The sequence below is a fragment of the Crystallibacter degradans genome (genome assembly GCF_012952295.1).
Taxonomy (GTDB): domain Bacteria; phylum Actinomycetota; class Actinomycetes; order Actinomycetales; family Micrococcaceae; genus Crystallibacter; species Crystallibacter degradans.
Genome location: NZ_JABBCH010000008.1, coordinates 118345 through 134295 on the forward strand (window position 1 = coordinate 118345; position 15951 = coordinate 134295).

The 15951-nt window shown below is 63.7% G+C and carries 18 protein-coding genes; 9 read left to right on the forward strand and 9 right to left on the reverse strand.

Going from position 1 to position 15951, the window contains the following annotated elements; all coding sequences use genetic code 11:
• Positions 1 to 13: 13 nt before the first annotated feature.
• Complete coding sequence (locus tag HGO92_RS14125) at positions 14 to 712, reverse strand: dienelactone hydrolase family protein (protein WP_240974627.1); 699 nt, start codon at positions 710 to 712, stop codon at positions 14 to 16.
• 86 nt (positions 713 to 798) lie between these two features.
• Entirely contained in the window at positions 799 to 2709 is a 1911-nt protein-coding gene (locus tag HGO92_RS14130) for a penicillin-binding transpeptidase domain-containing protein (protein WP_169995878.1), read from the reverse strand.
• A gap of 221 nt (positions 2710 to 2930) precedes the next feature.
• On the opposite strand from HGO92_RS14130, the gene HGO92_RS14135 reads away from it, so the two are divergent.
• Both HGO92_RS14135 and HGO92_RS14140 read left to right on the forward strand, forming a co-directional pair.
• Positions 2931 to 3164 (forward strand): hypothetical protein, encoded by a 234-nt coding sequence (locus HGO92_RS14135; protein ID WP_169995880.1) that lies wholly within the window; start codon positions 2931 to 2933, stop codon positions 3162 to 3164.
• Between the two features lie 23 nt (positions 3165 to 3187).
• A complete protein-coding gene (locus HGO92_RS14140; protein ID WP_169995882.1) occupies positions 3188 to 3823 on the forward strand; it encodes a cyclodeaminase/cyclohydrolase family protein in 636 nt (211 codons plus the stop codon).
• A gap of 11 nt (positions 3824 to 3834) precedes the next feature.
• On the opposite strand, the gene HGO92_RS14145 is transcribed toward HGO92_RS14140, so the two are convergent.
• On the reverse strand, positions 3835 to 4980 hold the full coding sequence (locus HGO92_RS14145; protein ID WP_169996002.1) for a N(5)-(carboxyethyl)ornithine synthase: 1146 nt from the start codon (positions 4978 to 4980) through the stop codon (positions 3835 to 3837).
• Positions 4977 to 5111: a hypothetical protein gene (locus HGO92_RS24270; RefSeq protein WP_264670884.1), complete on the reverse strand. Its 135-nt coding sequence runs from the start codon at positions 5109 to 5111 to the stop codon at positions 4977 to 4979. The genes HGO92_RS14145 and HGO92_RS24270 overlap by 4 nt, the downstream gene beginning before the upstream one ends.
• 355 nt (positions 5112 to 5466) lie before the next feature.
• On the opposite strand from HGO92_RS24270, the gene HGO92_RS14150 reads away from it, so the two are divergent.
• Complete coding sequence (locus tag HGO92_RS14150; protein ID WP_169995884.1) at positions 5467 to 6003, forward strand: AMIN-like domain-containing (lipo)protein; 537 nt, start codon at positions 5467 to 5469, stop codon at positions 6001 to 6003.
• 220 nt (positions 6004 to 6223) lie between these two features.
• On the opposite strand, the gene HGO92_RS14155 is transcribed toward HGO92_RS14150, so the two are convergent.
• Complete coding sequence (locus tag HGO92_RS14155) at positions 6224 to 7060, reverse strand: type IV toxin-antitoxin system AbiEi family antitoxin domain-containing protein (protein WP_169995886.1); 837 nt, start codon at positions 7058 to 7060, stop codon at positions 6224 to 6226.
• 348 nt (positions 7061 to 7408) lie between these two features.
• Here HGO92_RS14155 and HGO92_RS14160 point away from each other — a divergent pair, with 348 nt between their 5' ends.
• From HGO92_RS14160 to HGO92_RS14170, 3 genes are read left to right on the forward strand one after another with little or no spacing between them, the layout of a single operon-like run.
• Positions 7409 to 8230 carry an amino acid ABC transporter substrate-binding protein gene (locus tag HGO92_RS14160; RefSeq protein ID WP_169995888.1) on the forward strand — a complete coding sequence of 274 codons (822 nt, stop codon included), beginning with the start codon at positions 7409 to 7411 and terminating at the stop codon, positions 8228 to 8230.
• Between the two features lie 42 nt (positions 8231 to 8272).
• A complete protein-coding gene (locus HGO92_RS14165) occupies positions 8273 to 8932 on the forward strand; it encodes an ABC transporter permease subunit (RefSeq protein WP_169996004.1) in 660 nt (219 codons plus the stop codon).
• On the forward strand, positions 8919 to 9719 hold the full coding sequence (locus HGO92_RS14170; protein WP_169995890.1) for an amino acid ABC transporter ATP-binding protein: 801 nt from the start codon (positions 8919 to 8921) through the stop codon (positions 9717 to 9719). The genes HGO92_RS14165 and HGO92_RS14170 overlap by 14 nt, the downstream gene beginning before the upstream one ends.
• Before the next feature lie 9 nt (positions 9720 to 9728).
• Here the strand turns inward: HGO92_RS14170 and HGO92_RS14175 are convergent, their stop codons facing one another.
• On the reverse strand, positions 9729 to 10418 hold the full coding sequence (locus HGO92_RS14175) for a hypothetical protein (protein WP_169995892.1): 690 nt from the start codon (positions 10416 to 10418) through the stop codon (positions 9729 to 9731).
• A 381-nt stretch (positions 10419 to 10799) separates the two neighbouring features.
• Between HGO92_RS14175 and HGO92_RS14180 the strand changes: the two genes are divergently transcribed.
• Positions 10800 to 11006 carry a hypothetical protein gene (locus HGO92_RS14180; RefSeq protein WP_169995894.1) on the forward strand — a complete coding sequence of 69 codons (207 nt, stop codon included), beginning with the start codon at positions 10800 to 10802 and terminating at the stop codon, positions 11004 to 11006.
• Here HGO92_RS14180 and HGO92_RS14185 read toward each other — a convergent pair.
• Positions 10948 to 12201, reverse strand: coding sequence for a benzoate/H(+) symporter BenE family transporter (locus HGO92_RS14185; RefSeq protein WP_346768963.1), 1254 nt, complete (start codon positions 12199 to 12201; stop codon positions 10948 to 10950). The two genes, HGO92_RS14180 and HGO92_RS14185, sit on opposite strands and share 59 nt — an antisense overlap.
• Positions 12202 to 12355: 154 nt before the next feature.
• On the opposite strand from HGO92_RS14185, the gene HGO92_RS14190 reads away from it, so the two are divergent.
• Entirely contained in the window at positions 12356 to 12877 is a 522-nt protein-coding gene (locus tag HGO92_RS14190) for an SRPBCC family protein (RefSeq protein WP_169995896.1), read from the forward strand.
• A gap of 231 nt (positions 12878 to 13108) precedes the next feature.
• On the opposite strand, the gene HGO92_RS14195 is transcribed toward HGO92_RS14190, so the two are convergent.
• Positions 13109 to 13723 carry a flavodoxin family protein gene (locus tag HGO92_RS14195; protein ID WP_169995898.1) on the reverse strand — a complete coding sequence of 205 codons (615 nt, stop codon included), beginning with the start codon at positions 13721 to 13723 and terminating at the stop codon, positions 13109 to 13111.
• Between the two features lie 264 nt (positions 13724 to 13987).
• Between HGO92_RS14195 and HGO92_RS14200 the strand changes: the two genes are divergently transcribed.
• Entirely contained in the window at positions 13988 to 14836 is an 849-nt protein-coding gene (locus HGO92_RS14200) for a prephenate dehydratase (RefSeq protein ID WP_169995900.1), read from the forward strand.
• Positions 14837 to 14873: 37 nt separating this feature from the next.
• Here HGO92_RS14200 and HGO92_RS14205 read toward each other — a convergent pair whose 3' ends face one another.
• Entirely contained in the window at positions 14874 to 15950 is a 1077-nt protein-coding gene (locus tag HGO92_RS14205; RefSeq protein WP_169995902.1) for an ATP-dependent DNA ligase, read from the reverse strand.
• Position 15951: the final 1 nt, after the last annotated feature.

Consider the following 15951-nt stretch of genomic DNA (forward strand, 5'->3'; position numbering starts at 1 on the left):
GCCCAGTGGAGGGCTACTTGACGTTGGCCTTCAGGCAGGACACCGAGCGCTCCCAGGCCAGCTTCGCTTCCTCGGGGCGGTAGTTGCCCTGCGGGTTTTCGTCATTATGGAAGGCATGCGGGGCGTTGTAGTAGAAGAACTCGACCTTGGCCCCGGACTCGCGGCGGATCTGCTCTTCCTGTGCCTGCGCCTTCTCAACCGGGTAGGACGAGTCCTGCTCCCCGTAGTGCCCCTGCACAAAGGCCCGCACTCCGGTGTAGGAGTCGGGCACAGCCTGTCCCACCCCGTAGAACGGCACGGCCGCGCCGATCCGCTCGCCCTGCTGTGCGGCGAGCGCCAGGACAAATCCGCCGCCCATGCAGAAGCCGATGGCGCCCACGGTGGAACTGGTCACGGCGTCGCTGGCGAGCAGGTAATCCACCGCGCCGGCAAGCAGGCGTGCGCCCTCTTCCTCCGGCAGCTGGGACATCATCTTGCCTGCCTCCTTACCATCGTGCGTGATCCAGCCGCCGTAGAGATCCGGGGCCAGCGCGACAAAGCCTTCGGCGGCGAGCCGGTCCGCCACATCGCGGATGTGGTCCGTCAGGCCCCACCACTCCTGGATGACGATGACGCCCGGCCCCTTGCCGGACGCGGGCAGGGCCAGATAGCCATGGGCTTCTCCGCCTGCCGATGCAAAGCTGATGTTCTGGTGCGGGGTCTTCTCAGCCAAACTTCCTCCTGATGTCGGATTCATCGAAATGTCGGTTAGTCGATCCACGGTCCAGTGTAGGTGCCGCCGGTTTGGGTTCCACGGGCTTAGTTTCCGGCAACAGCCTCAAGGAAGTCTTCCACCATGGGCGCTCCGGTGACGGCCCCGAGATCTCCGTCCTCCACGAAAACCGCCAGCGCCAGGTCGCCCTGCCCGGCAATTACCCACGAGTGCGTCTGCAGCGGGTCCTCGCTGCCGTATTCGGCCGTGCCGGTCTTGCCGATCACCGGTTCCCCCGGCAGGTCGGCAAGATTGGCCAGATAACCATCGACGACGGCGGAGCGCATCATGCCGGTCAGCTGTTCCGCTTCCTCTTTGGTGAGTTTCGGGACGTCCGGCAGCTCCGCCTCGGCGTCGTGCCCCTTGACCAGTTGTGGGACGACAACCTCCCCCTTGACCACGGACGCCATCATGGTAGTCAGTGCCAGCGGCGAAGTCTGGACACGACTCTGGCCGATCATCGATGCGGCATGGGCCGTCCCCTCTGTGTCCTCGCGGGGAACGTTGCCCATGAATGCTTCCAGACCAAGGTTGGCGTTCATTCCGATGCCGAGCGCCCCTGCGGCGTCCGCCAACTCATCCTGGGGCAGGTTCTCATACTGGGAGACGAAGGCTGTGTTGCAGGAATGGGCAATGGCTTCGGTCAGTGTGATCTCGCCCAGGAAGGCCGCCGGGTAGCCGTCGGCATTTTCGAAGGTGCGCCCGTCGGCGACAAATTTCGCCTCGCACGTCACGGAGGACTCCGGCGTCATGCCCTGGCGCAGCAGCCCCAGGGCCGTGGCGATCTTGAATGTGGAGCCGGGCGCGTACTGGCCCAGGAAGGCAGTGTTGTAACCGTTGCTGTCCGGGCCGTTGGCCGCGGCGAGGACCTCCCCGGTGGACGGGCGCATGGCCACGATGGAACTGGGCGATTCGATGTCAGCCAGCACTTCCTCCGCGGCCCGCTGCATGTCCGGCTCCAGGCTGATCTGGACGTCCTGGCCGTTCTCGGGATCAATGCTGAACAGCTCCCGCGGCGGCGCGGCTTCCGCTTCGGCGGCACCTTCGGCGTCGTTCTCTGTGTCTTCAGCGGCTGCGACGGCGGAAATGGTCAGGCCCGGCGTGCCGGACAGGTCATCGTTATAGGCGGCCTGCAGGCCGGATGCTCCCACCAGCTCCCCCGGGACGATTTTGCCTTCGGACTTTTCGATGTCCTCGGCCGATGCCTCGCGCACAGTTCCCAGCACTGCCGCTGCGAAGTCGCGCGAGGGCGCCAGCGGCAGTTCGTCTTCGAGGGCAGCCGAACCGTCAATGGATTCCAGCCGGTTTTGGTCCAAATCCTCGAAGGCGGGCTCGCGCAGCGTGATGGCGTCCACGAAGGCTTCCGGCCCGTAGGCCTCGACCTTCGACTGGTAGTCGCCGGCGTCGATGTCCACCAGTTTAGCCAACTGCTGCGCGGAGGCCTTGGCTTCGGCCGCGCTCAGCCCGGACTTGTCGATGCCGACCACCCGGACCGGCCGCTCGGTCACCAAGGGTTCGCCGTCGGCGTCGAGGATGTCGCCACGCTCAGGTTCGGCGGTGGTCTTGGCCAGCCGCTCGCCTTCCGATAGGGACGGTTCCACGATGGCCGGTGACCACACGACCTGCCAGCTATCCTCCGCGTGGGCGAGCTCCGCCGTCGTTGTATAGCTCCATTTCTGTTCGGAGTCCGGGATAGTCCATTGGTAGGACAGCGTGGCGGTAGTGCGATTGTCCTGGACCTCGCCCACTTCGGCCACGGACACCTCCGGCACGAGCGGATCCATGCCTTCCAGAACACCGGCCAATTCCGCCTGGACATCCGCTCCGGTGGCGCCGGAGAAGGCGACGCTCTCCACGTTCTTTCCGCTCAGGCCCTCCGCGAGCGCGGCGGCGGTACTCTGCGCCTCGTCCTTGCTCGGGGCGCAGGCGACCGCCGTGCCGACCAGCAATAATGCCAAAACTGTTCCGAGTGCGCGCCGCAGCATGTTCCCCCTGTTGTCCAGTGACCTTTAGCGAACTTATAAGCGCGCGGCGGATATGTCGAGTGCAGTGGAAAGTTATGGGGATCCGGTTGGTTATTGGCGCAGGTTGGGGCTTGGTGCTGACCTTTGGGCCTGGAGTTACTAAGCTGGCTGAGTAATGCCACCGGATGTGGCCATCCGACCGAAGGGAAGCAGCCATGACTGAACAGAATCTCCCCGACCCCGACCTCAGCGTCCAGGGCGAAGACCCTGTGATCCCCGACGAGGGCGTGGATGCCGTCCCGCCGGAACTGGTGGAAGGCGGTATCGACACCGAGGAAGAGGGCACGGTGGATGAAACCGTGTCGGACGAAATGGACAGCTACGACCGGACCGGCGGCGACAAGGGCGCACCCTTGAGTGAATCCGATCCCGGAAATTCCGGGCAGTAGCCGCGATCAGGAAAGTCCAGCCAATGATCCGTGACGAGAAGATCGGCGGATTCCTCGACCGCCTTGCCTCCGGCGAACCCACGCCGGGAGGCGGCGCGGCCGGGGCACTGCAGGCTGCGCAAGGAGCGGCTTTGCTGTCCATGGCGGCGAACTTCACCACCGGGCCCGAGTACGCCGAGCATGCTGAACGCACCGCCCGTATCCTGGCTGCTGCCCGGGACCTGATACCGACGGCATTGGAACTGGCGGATGCGGACGAACAGTCCTTCCACACGGTGGCCGATGCCTACGCACTTCCGGACGGAACCGACGAGGAGTCACAGGCCCGGACACGAACAGTGCAGGAATCGCTGGCCCGGGCCGCCGAGCCGCCACGCAAACTGGTCGAGCTCGCCGGGGAGATCCTTCGCTTGGGGCAGGAGCTGGCCGGCTTTTCCAATCCCAATGTGCTCAGCGACATCGGCGCCGCCGCCGAGGCCGCGCGCGCCGCTGCTTCCTCCGGCCGCGTGACGCTCGAGATCAACATCGCGGACATCAAAGACCAGCAGGCCTTGGCGGCACTGGAGCCCGCGGTTGCCGAAGCCGGGCGGATCATCAACGGTTGCGAGGAACTCTCGGCCCGCATCCGCCGCCTGATCAACGGCCGCGGCGGGCCCTGACCACTTCCAGCCTAAAGGTGCGGGTACTCCGGCGACCGGCCCTGGAAGGCAAGAATGGCAGGATTGCGGATTTCGCCGTTGCGAATCTCGATGGCGCGGCGGATGACCGGGTCCTCATCCCAACTCGACGGGCCCGCCATGACGGTGCCGAGGAACGGCAGGACCGCCTGGCTGATCTCCCACGTGGCCGAATTCCACAGATAGGACGGGCTGTGGTCCACGCCGTAGTAGTTGATGTGGTCCCCGACCTCGAACATCGGCGAGGCGAACGTCGTCGGACGCGCCCAGCTGAACCCCATGCCCTCGTCGCAGGAGACGTCCACGATCAAGCTCCCCGGCGTGAAGGCGTCCAGGTCCTCGGTCTGCAGGTAGATCAGCGGCGCGTTGGGATCCTGCAGAGTGCAGTTGACCACTATGTCGTTCTCGGCGAGGAACGGTGCCAGCGGCATCCGGCCCCGCGGCGTGATCACGTGGCTCAGGAACGGCGCATCCTGATCATGGTCGAACTGGACAATATCAACCGAGTGGATCGGCGAGCCGACGGCGGCAACACTTCGGCTCGTAAGCACCTGAACGCCGTGCACGCCATGGGCGTTGAGTGCCGTGACAGCGCCGCGGGCCGTGGCGCCGAATCCAATAACGACGGCGCGCAGCCGGCGCCCGTAGTCGCCGGTCGTCCCGATCAGCTGCAGTGCATGCAGCACTGAGCTGTAGCCGGCCAACTCGTTGTTCTTATGGAAAACGTGCAGGCCGAACCCGCCGTCGCTGGTCCAGTGGTTCATCGCTTCGTAGGCGATGAGCGTCAGGCGTTTGTCGATGGCAAGCTGCGTGACGGCCCGGTCCTGGACACAGTGCGGCCAGCCCCACAGGACCTGGCCATCGCGCAATGCGGCGAGATCTTCGGGCTGGGGCTTCGGCAGCAGGACCACATCGGATGACTCAATGAGCTCCGGGCGCGAGGTGATGCGGCCTACCAGCGGCTCAAGCTGCGCATCGGAGAGTCCGAACCGCTCGCCGTAGCCGTGCTCCAAGGTGATCCGGCTCCGGAGCGCAGGGTCAATCTGCTCAAAGTGGCGCGGGTGGATGGGCAGGCGCCGCTCGTCGGGCTTGCGGGTGGTGGACGGAATTCCCAGGCTCAGCTGGCTCACGGGGCTCAGTTTTTCTTGGCCTTCGTGAGCTTTTCCATTTCGGAGGCCGCGGCGGCGCCGGCCTTCTTATCGGTGCGCTTCTGCTTGATCGATTTGCCGGGCTTTTTGGACATGGACTGTCGCGGGGACTTGTCTGCCATTAGGGGGTTTCCTTAATTGGAGCCGCAATGGCTCCGAGGTTCTGAGTTTACACGATGCCTAAAATCCGGAGCATGCATCGATTCACTTCGGAGCAGAAAACGCCTGCGATTCGATGACGGTCCTGAACTCCTCCGTAGAGCCCGATTTCCTTCGTAATCCACCGTGACCGGCCGTTGCGAAACGGCTACAACAAAGCCCTCGCGGGAGGCTCCAACCGGGCTTGCGTGCCCAATTTGAAGCACTTCTGAAATATCCCGTGACGGTTCGGAATCAGTATTGAAAGACAGGGATTAAACGGCTGGATCGCGTCATATTCTGGGAGCATCATTCGTGCAATTTGAAAGGCTTTCAGCCATGAAAAAACTGCATGCGTGGCTCGCGGTCATCATGTTGATCGTTGGACTGGGACTTGTCGCACCCAGCGCAGCCACTGCAGCACCTTACTGCGGCATCTATTGGGGATCACTCGCTAAAACGTCTTCGGCCACGACCTACGGGCACCTGGCCAACGTCCGGTCAGGCCAGCACGCCTGCTTCGACCGCCTAGTGTTCGACATCAAGGGCAAGCGCGCCGGATACGACGTCCGCTACGCCTCTGTCTACACCGAAGGCAAGGGCGACCGTGTTCCGCTCCGGGGGACCGACCTGCGCATCATTGTCAAAGCCCCGGCATACGCCAACGGCAAGGCAACCTACCTTCCGCGCAACAAGTCCAACATCGTCAACGTAAAGGACTTCCGGACCTTCCGCCAGGTAGCGTGGGCCGGCAGCTTCGAGGGCCAGACGACCATCGGACTCGGCGTCCGGGCACGGTTGCCGTTCCGAACCTTCACTCTCAATGGCCCGGGCTCGCAGACAAGGCTGGTGATCGATGTCGCCCACCGCTGGTAGGCACTAAAGAAACTAATCCATCCTGCTATAACGGCGGCGGTGTCCCCGCAGGTGGCTATGCAAGACGCATAATCCACCTGACGGGGACACCGTCGTTCCTGCTGTTATGACCGGATCGCCCGTCACGATTTGGGCTTTTATCCGGTCCGGTCCGCGCCGTTTGGTGTTCCATTTGCCTGCAGGTCCCCGCGATCTCCAGAAGCCGGCCAGTCCTGCAAGCCTAGAAAAGTCCATTCCGTGACCGGGGCCCCAGAACCAACACCTCCTGGATGGTCGCCAGCATCCTGTCTGCGTCAAACACAACGTCCTCATAGTTGAACCGGAGGGTGGCCGCCCCTTTGGTCAGCGAAAGATTTCCGCGCCGATTATCCTTCTTGTACTGTCGGGGTTCACCGTGCTGGCTCCCGTCGAATTCGACAATCAGCCAGCCGTCGATGAGGAAGTCGACCCAGCCGATCCCATCCAGGTGCACCTGGCACCTCACATCGAATCCGGCCCGGCGGAAAAGGACCCGCCCGATGGTCTCCAGCAAGGAATCAGCTCCAGGCTCAATCAGCTCAACGACAGCTCGGGCCTTGCCATTCCGGCGTCCTTGCGTTTGGTCCATCAGGTATCCCAGTTCCAGCCCGTGGTGGAACACCGCTGACTCGGCAATAACCAGCGCTTCCAGATCCGGCAGACAACGAAGCGCCTGCACCACCGCGTCCTTCAACTCGGCAACCCTCGGACCAGCGCAGCGGTCAGCACCGCGGAAATAGTGGTTGATATGGATTCCGACGTTGCCTGTCCTGGTAACCACATGAAGCCGGGAGGGACGCCGGAGGAGCCAAAGGCCGTAGTGTTCCGCGGCGCTGGCGCACGTCAGGATTGCCCGTTCCCGCGCCAGCCAGACGGCGGTTGCGGAGGCCTCCGGCAACGCGAGGACGCCCCTGCTGTGCCGGGCGAGAACCCCGGATGCGACGGCCCTGTCGATCTCGCGTCGTGCAGCTCCGACCGCCTTTAGCTCGCTCCACCGCACCACTCCGCCTTGATCGGCTACGAACCGCTGGAAGTCCATTCCCCCAGCGTTGCTCCCACTTCGCGCCTGTGCACCGGGCCAACTGCGATATGTGGAAAACCGACGGCGCCAATTGGACTTTTTCAACCTTTGCAGTCCTGCTTCTGGCAGCCCCGAGCTTGATTACCGCCATCCCGGGACGAACCAGCACGCCGCCCCTCAACCAAAAAGTCCAGAGTGTGCCGTTGGATGCCGAAGCACAGGCCCGGGAGCAGCTGATTCCGGCACAGCCCTGTCCCCATGACACATTTCGGAATATTGGCTCTGCCCGCCGGCGTTGTACGTGCTACCGTTCAGCGTTCCAGCCGTCAGCCGGCAGCACCACCGACATCTTCTAAGGGGTCCACCATGATTCGTCGCCGCCTCTCCCTCCTTGGCGCCTCCGCCGCGATCGCCCTCGCCGTTGTCGGTTGCGGATCTTCCACACCAGCGGAACCCGGTGCAACGTCTGCAGATGCCGGCCCCACCACCCTGCAGGAAATCCAGGATGCCGGCGTCATCACGGTCGGCACCGAGGGAACCTACAAACCGTTCTCCTTCCACGAGGGCGGCGCCGGGGAGCTTACCGGTTTCGACGTCGAAATCATCACCGCCGTGGCCGACAAGCTCGGCGTGGAAGCCCAGTTCGAAGAGACCCAGTGGGACGCGATCTTCGCGGGTCTGGAAGCCGGCCGCTTCGATGTGATCGCCAACCAGGTCTCCATCAATGAGGAACGCCAGGCCAAGTACGACTTCTCCGACCCCTACACCGTGAGCACGGGCGTGCTCGTAACCAAGGCGGACAACTCCGAGATCACTTCATTCGAGGACCTCGAGGGCAAGACCACGGCGCAGTCCCTGACCAGCAACTGGTACACGCTCGCCCAGGAGTCCGGCGCAAATGTAGAGGCAGTTGAAGGCTGGGCCCAGTCCGTGACGCTGCTCGAGCAGGGCCGGGTGGACGCGACCATCAATGACAAGCTGACCTACCTGGATTACCAGAAGACCAGCAACAACGAGAACATCAAGATCGCCGCCGAAACCGAGGAAGAGTCCCTGAGCGCGCTGGCGTTCAAGAAGGGCAGTACCGAGCTGGTCGACGCGGTTAACACGGCCCTCGAGGAACTGCGCGCGGAGGGCAAGCTGGCGGAAATCTCCGAGAAGTACTTCGGCGAGGACGTTACGCAATAACGACGGCGGCGCAGGCCAAGGCATTAGCCTAACCGTATGGACATTGATTGGGACCTCGTTGCCAGTTCGTTCTGGCCGCTGGTCCAAGGCGGCATCCGGGGAACCATCCCGCTCTCTCTGGCGTCCTTCTTCCTGGGCCTGGTCCTCGCGCTGATCGTCGCCCTGATGCGGCTCAGCGGCAACAAGGTCATTTCGGCGATCGCCCGCGGGTACGTGTCCGTTATCCGTGGCACGCCCCTGCTGGTGCAGCTGTTCGTGATCTTCTACGGCCTGCCTTCCATCGGCGTGGTCATTGATCCGTGGCCCAGCGCCATCATCGCGTTCTCGCTCAACGTCGGCGGCTATGCGGCGGAAGTGATCCGCGCGGCCATTCTGTCCGTGCCGAAGGGCCAGTGGGAGGCAGGGCACACCATCGGCATGTCGCCGGTGACCACGCTGCGCCGGATCATCCTGCCGCAGGCCGCGCGGGTGTCCGTGCCGCCGCTGTCCAATACGTTCATCTCGCTGGTCAAGGACACCTCGCTGGCCTCGCTGATCCTGGTCACCGAGCTATTCCGCCAAGCGCAGGAGATCGCCGCGTTCAGCCAGGAATTCATGGTGCTCTATGTCGAAGCCGCCGTGATCTATTGGGTTTTCTGCCTGATCCTCTCCAGCGGGCAGTCGCAATTGGAAAAGAGGCTGGACCGCTATGTCGCCCACTGACCCCCTGGCCCCGCGCGGAACAGTGCCTGCGCACGAGCCGGTGCTCACCGTGTCCGGCCTGCGCAAGTCCTTCGGCGCGAACCAGGTCCTCAAGTCCATCGATCTGTCCGTCCGGCAAGGCGAGGTGCTGGCGCTCATCGGGCCCTCCGGTTCCGGCAAGACCACGGTGCTGCGCTGCCTGAACGGTTTGGAAACGCCCGACGGCGGAGTGGTCGCCTTCCGCGGTATCCGCCCGGTGGATTTCGCCTCGCCGGCATCGAAGAAGCAGCTCGCCTCCCTGCGGGACCAGAGCGCGATGGTCTTCCAGCATTACAACCTCTTTCCGCATAAGACGGTGCTGGAAAACGTGATCGAGGGCCCCGTCCAGGTGCAGAAGCGTCCCAAGGCCGAGGCCGTCCGCGAGGCGTCGAGCCTGCTGGACCGGGTGGGACTGGCGGATAAGAGGGACCAGTACCCGCACGAGCTTTCCGGCGGCCAGCAGCAGCGCGTCGGCATTGTGCGCGCGCTGGCCCTGAAGCCCTCGCTTCTGCTCTTCGACGAGCCGACTTCGGCGCTGGACCCCGAGCTGGTCGGCGACGTGCTCCATGTGATCAAGGAACTGGCCGAGGAGGGCTGGACCATGGCTCTGGTCACGCACGAACTCGCATTTGCCCGCGAAGTAGCCAGCGAAGTGGTCTTCATGGACGGCGGCGTGGTGGTGGAACGTGGCCACCCCGACCAGGTGCTACGCGATCCGCAGGAAGAACGCACGCAGCAGTTTGTCCACCGGCTGCTCAATCCGTTCTAGGGCAGCCGGTTATACCCCGAGGCCCTCTTTATCCACTTTCCGGTGGAAACGCATACCGGCGAGGCCGCCGAGGATTGCCCCGGCAAGAGTAACGGCCGCGATGACCAGCAGCGTAATGAGCGCGGTCGTGGTCATCTGGTCGGCTCCCATCGGGATGTTCGGGAACGCGTTCATGTTTGCCAGGACATTGGCCTGGCTTCCTGCCACAGCCCCGACCACGGCGATGATGATCGCGATGACCACTGCCCAGATCCAGACCGCGATGCCCTGCTTCATGCCGTTGAAGCGAGCCATCCGGCCAGCGACGTAACCTCCGCAGTAATAGGCAATGAAAAGAATCACAGCCAGCACTATGGCTCCCACGATTCCTGCCGTCGCCGCATCCTGCGCCGCCGCGCCTGCTGCCTCGTCCGGGCTGAGACCGGTATTCGCACCGATCGCTGCCCCGATGGCACTGGCCAGGGCGATCAGCAGCACCGCAGCACCGGTCGCCGTCAGCCAACCGAAAAAGGCGGAGCCAATCTTGACGCCGCCGTACTTCTCCTTCTCCCGGCCGACCACCGTGCGCCGGTCCTCCGGGCCGTCGACGTAGGCCGCTTCCGCGCCGTCCCCGCGTCCCCGGTCCGCCGATTCACGGTAGGAGGCCCTGCTGTCCGCCCGGTCGTAGTCCGGCCCGGTCGCTTCGTGTCTTGCATTCATGATGACGATTCCTTCCACCCGCAACTGCTCCGCGGTGCCCGAAAATGCACCGCGCACAACGCGAATAGTAAGTAGTCTTATTTGTTAAGTGAATCACTGCCCATATCACCGCGCAAGGGCGGTGGAAACCCTACAGGGCGCGGCGGGCTAGCCATCCCCGAAAAAACAGTTAGAATCGTTGTCGATTCCAACTAAGTAATATCTGAGCCGCATTCTGTCATCCTTCGTCTCACTGGCAGAGTGGGCACACCTGGGTCCGGCCGTTCCCCACAGCCCGGAACCAGGTTCCCGGAGAGTCCCGGCATCCTCGGCCCCAACCGAGGGAACCGGGACTCAAAAAAGCCCCGCACCAGCGGGGGGACGAAAGATTGAGTCAGCACTATGACCTCCTTGACACATAAGAAGATCACCGCCTCCTCCGTGGACGAAGCAGACCAACTGCTCGACGCTGTTGTGGACGAGCTCCAGCAACTGGCCGGACAGGACGGCATCCACGGCATTCTGGTCACCAAGACCGGGCCGGGTCAGTTCACTGTTGAGTTGAGCGAAGAGGTGCCGTTCGGCGTGACCGAGGAAGCCATCGCTTAGTCCGCTCCAACAGGAGATGGACCACCAGCCCGGCCAACAGCGCCCAGAAGGCTGCACCGATACCGGCAAAGCCAACGCCCGAGGCGGCAATCACGAAGGTGACCAGCGCAGCCTCCCGTCCGCCGCCGTCGGAAATCATTGCGGAAACCGAGGAACCGAGCACGCCCAGCAAGGCCAGGGCGGCGATCGTTTCCATGATTCCGTCCGGACCGAGCACCACCAGCGCCGCCACCCCCGTGCTGAGCAGGCCGAACACCAGATAGGTGACGCCTGCGATCCGGGCTGCCCGCCAGCGCCGGGACGGGTCGGGATGCACGTCGTCATTCGCGGCCAGGGCGCCCGAGATCGCGGCCAGGTTCACGGAATGCCCGCCGAACGGCGCCACGAGCAAGGTCAGCGCGCCGGTCAGTAGCATCGAAAACCGCCACGGCACGCGGTAGCCGAAACTGCGCATGACCACCACGCCGGGCACGTTCTGCGAAGCCATCGTGACAATGAACAGCGGCACGGCCAGAGCGGCAGCGGGAAATAGCTCCAGGGACGGCGCCACCAGGCTCACCTGGGGCAGCAGATCCTCCCAGCGCAGATCCCGCATTCCCGGGCTGGCGGCAATGACCGCGAAACCCACCAGCACGACGGCGGGTGTGGCCCACTTGCTCCACCAGCGCATGCCCAGCACCCAAGCCAGCACGAGCGGCAGGAGCAGTCCCGGGTTTGCCCCGGCGAGCCCCACCGCATCGAGGCAGATAGACAGGATGATTCCCGCCAGCATGCCCGAGGCCACGCCCGGTGGAATCAGCTCGACCAACCTGCCCAGCGGGCGGATGACCCCGGCGAGAACCACCAGGACTCCCACCATCGCAAAGGCCGTGACCGCAGTCGGCCACCCGCCGGGAAGGACCCCGGTCGAGGCCAGCAGCGCCGCTCCCGGCGTTGACCAGGCCAGGGTCAGCGGCATCCGGTAGCGCTGGGCCAGGATAAGCATCCCGATTCCCTGCAAAACGCACAGTGCCAACAGGCCGGAAGCCGCTTGGGCCGGTGTAGCGCCGACACCGCGCAGCCCGGTCAGCACCACGGCAAAGGAACTGGTAAAACCGACGACGGCGGTGACGATTCCGGCGGACAGTGTTGCATCGTGCACGGGCGCCGGTGCTGCCTGCGCTGCAACTTCGGGTTCATCTTGTTTGCTGGCCACAGGCAGAGGCTAGCACTTACGCTCGGAACGAAACCGGTCAGCAAACTTAGGTTCCCATTGTGGCGCTGTACGCCCTTGTGTAGCGTGAAGAGCGGTGGCCACTGGCTCGTCCGCGACGGCGGACTTTCTGCACTCAAGCCGAAGGAGCACAAGCATGGAAACGGTAGAACAGACTATTGACGTCGGCGTCCCGGTCAGCACGGCCTACAACCAGTGGACGCAGTTCGAGTCCTTTCCGAACTTCATGTCCGGGGTTGAGTCCGTGACCCAGCTGACCGACACCACAAACCACTGGATCACCAAGATCGGGGGCGTGGAACGCGAGTTCGACACGGAGATTGTGGAGCAGCATCCGGACCAGCGCATCGCGTGGCGAAGCCTCGACGGCAAGTCCCATGCGGGAGCTGTAACCTTTGAGCGGCTCGGCCCCGACAGCACCAAGGTCGCGGTCCGCTTCGAATGGGATCCAGAGACCTTTACCGAAAAGGCCGGTGCCAAGCTCGGGATCGACAGCGCCCAGGTGAAGTCGGATCTGAAGAAATTCAAGGAGTTCGTCGAAAACAGAGGAGCCGAGACAGGTGCCTGGCGCGGCGACGTCGATGACATCGCCGCAGGCAGCGCCGGCCAGGCTGCCGCAAACATGGACGACGACCTGCCGCCGGGCCGCCCGGTCTAAACCGCCCGCTGAAACTCGGGCACTGCGGCACTCAGGCAGTTGCCAGCTTCTTCAGGGTGAATTTACAAAATGGAGTCGTAGCGTTTTAAGTACCTCATCAAAGGTGCGAGTGAACAAGACACCGGCTGGTCCTAGAGCCTCCCCCAACCTCCTGGACCAGCCGGTGTCATTCGTTTAAGACCGCCGGTGACAACTCTGGCGAATTCTTGGGATCCGGACGCCTCAGCTTCTTCAGCTCGCGGGGTACGGCATTTTCTTCAGGCTCGAGGCCAGATGCACCGCATTGCGGGCGGACGTCGCCGTCGTCGTTGCTGTTACCTCCGGCGTTTCGGGCAGGTCCTGGAAGTTGGTGCCGTGCATGGCCTCCCCGACCCAGTACGTGGATCCCTGAGCCGGGATACTGAAGCCGACATCGCCCAGGCCCTGGTAGAGCTCGGCGGTGACATGGTGGGCGCCATCCTCATTTCCGACGACGGCGACCAGCGCCACCTTGTCGTACATGCTTGGCCGGCCCTGGCCATCCGTCTCGGACAGCTCCGCATCCAGCCGCTCCAGAACCATCTGCGCAATACTTGCCGGATGTCCCAGCCAGATCGGCGTGGCGAGCACCAGAATGTCCGAGGCGAGAATCTGCTCCCGGATCCGGGGCCATTCGTCGCCGTCGCCCATGTCGGTGTGGACGCCGGGCTTGATGGTGTGGTCCACCACCCGGATCAGATCGCACTCGACGCCTTTGGAACTCAGTTGCTGGATGACTTGGCGGGCCAGCAACTCGCTGCTCGAAGGCTTGGGCGACGGCGTCAGGGTGCAGACCAGGGCAAGGGCTTTGAGCTTCACATCATCCATGGGGCCATTCTGCCGACGATCCCGGCGGGCTGCCACCCTAAGCGGCACATTCGTATTCAGGTTATTCACAGGTTCCTCCGGGCTTGTATCCATGTACAGGCCCTACTGTTGGAAACACCTCATAGGTGCGAGTGATTACGGCACCGGCGGTCGGAGTTTCCCCCAACCTCCCGACTCGCCGGTGCCTTCTCTTTTGTCACGTTCGTTAAGCGCCGGAGCAGACTCGGATGCATTGAGCGAAGGCGGCGATGCGATAATTCAGCCATGACTGATGCAATCGCCTACCAAGGTGAACCGGGCTCCAACTCCCATATAGCGTGCACCGAAGTGCGCCCCGACTGGGAGGCAGTGCCGTGCGCCAGCTTCGAGGACGCCTTCGCCCAAGTCACCAGTGGCCAGGCAAAGCTCGCCATGATTCCCATCGACAATTCGATCGCCGGGCGCGTTGCCGACATCCATGCCATGCTGCCCAACACCACGCTGCAGATTATCGAGGAACATTTCCTGCGCATTAGGTTCAGCCTGCTGGGGATCCCGGGCACCAGCATTGGCGAGGCCAAGGAAGTCCACAGCCACATTCATGCACTGGGGCAGTGCCGGAAGCTGATCCGCGAGCTCGGCCTCAAACCGGTCATCGCCGGCGACACTGCCGGGTCCGCCCGTGAGGTCAGCGAGTGGAAGGATCCGTCCAAGGTTTCCCTCGCACCGCCGATGGCCGCCGAGCTCTATGGACTCGATGTCCTCGCGCGCGATGCAGAAGACGATCCCACGAACACCACCCGATTCGTGGTGCTGGCGGACAAGCAGCCGATTCCCAGCCGCGAAGAGCTTGCGGGCCGGGCCGTGACGAGCTTCGTCTTCCGCGTCCGGAACGTTCCGTCAGCCCTCTACAAGGCGCTGGGCGGCTTCGCCACCAACGGCATTAACATGACCCGGCTGGAAAGCTACATGGTCGGCGGCGAGTTTGCGGCCACCATGTTCATGGTGGATGTGGAGGGCCATCCCGAAGACACGGCGATGATCCATGCCTTCGAGGAACTGGACTTCTTCACCACCGAGATCCGTATCCTCGGGGTCTATCCTGCGCATCCCTTCCGGCTCAAAACCGCTTAGGAACCGTCCGGGTCGGGGCTGGCAATCGCCGAACAGGTCAGCCGTTCCCGGGATTGAGCACTTCGTCAAGGTTGAACTTCACCGGTTCTTCCAGCTGCGCGTAAGTGCAGGACCGCGGATCCCGGTCCGGACGCCACCGGACGAACTGCGTAGTGTGCCGGAACCGTTCGCCCTCCATGTGGTCATACTTCACCTCGACCACGCGCTCCGGGCGCAGCGGCGTGAAGGACAAGTCCTTGCCCCCGCTCCACCGGCTGCCTTCGGAATTGCGCGGGGTCCGGGTGCCCTCCTCCTGCTTCGCCCATGCCCATGGATGGTCATCGAAGGTCGTGACCAGCGGCTGCAGTTCCTCGAACAGCTCTTGGCGCCGCTGCATCGAAAACGAACCGGCCACGCCCACGTTGGCGAGCTCGCCGTCGTCGGTATAAAGGCCCAGCAGCAGGGAGCCGATCCGGTCCGGTCCGCTTTTGTGAACCCGGTATCCGGCGAGCACGCAGTCCACGGTGCGCTCGTGCTTGATCTTGAACATTGCCCGCTTGTTCGGCTGGTACAGGCCGTCCAGCGGTTTCGCGATCACGCCGTCGAGCCCGGCGCCTTCAAACTCACGGAACCAGCGCGTGGCCACACCGTGGTCTGCCGTGGCATTCGTCAGGTGGATCGGCGGCTGCGCGTCGGCGAGCGCCTTTTCCAAGCGGGCACGGCGCTCGGCAAAGGGCTCGCCGGTCAGGTCCTCGTCGCCCAGGGCCAGCAGGTCGAAGGCGACGAACTTGGCCGGCGTCTGATCGGCAAGAAGCTTCACCCGGCTGGCGGCGGGATGGATCCGCTGCTGGAGGGCCTCGAAGTCCAGCCGGTCCCCCGAAGCTGAGACCAGGACGATTTCGCCGTCGACCACGCACCGTTCGGGCAGGTTCTCTTTGACAGCTTCGATGATCTCGGGAAAGTAGCGGTTCATCGGCTTTTCGTTGCGGCTGCCGATTTCGACGTCGTCCCCGTCGCGGAAGATGATCGATCTGAACCCGTCCCACTTGGGTTCGAAGCTCATGTCGCCGTCGGGAATCTCGCTGAGGGGCTTCGCCAGCATCGGGGCGACCGGGGGCATCACCGGAAGTTTCATG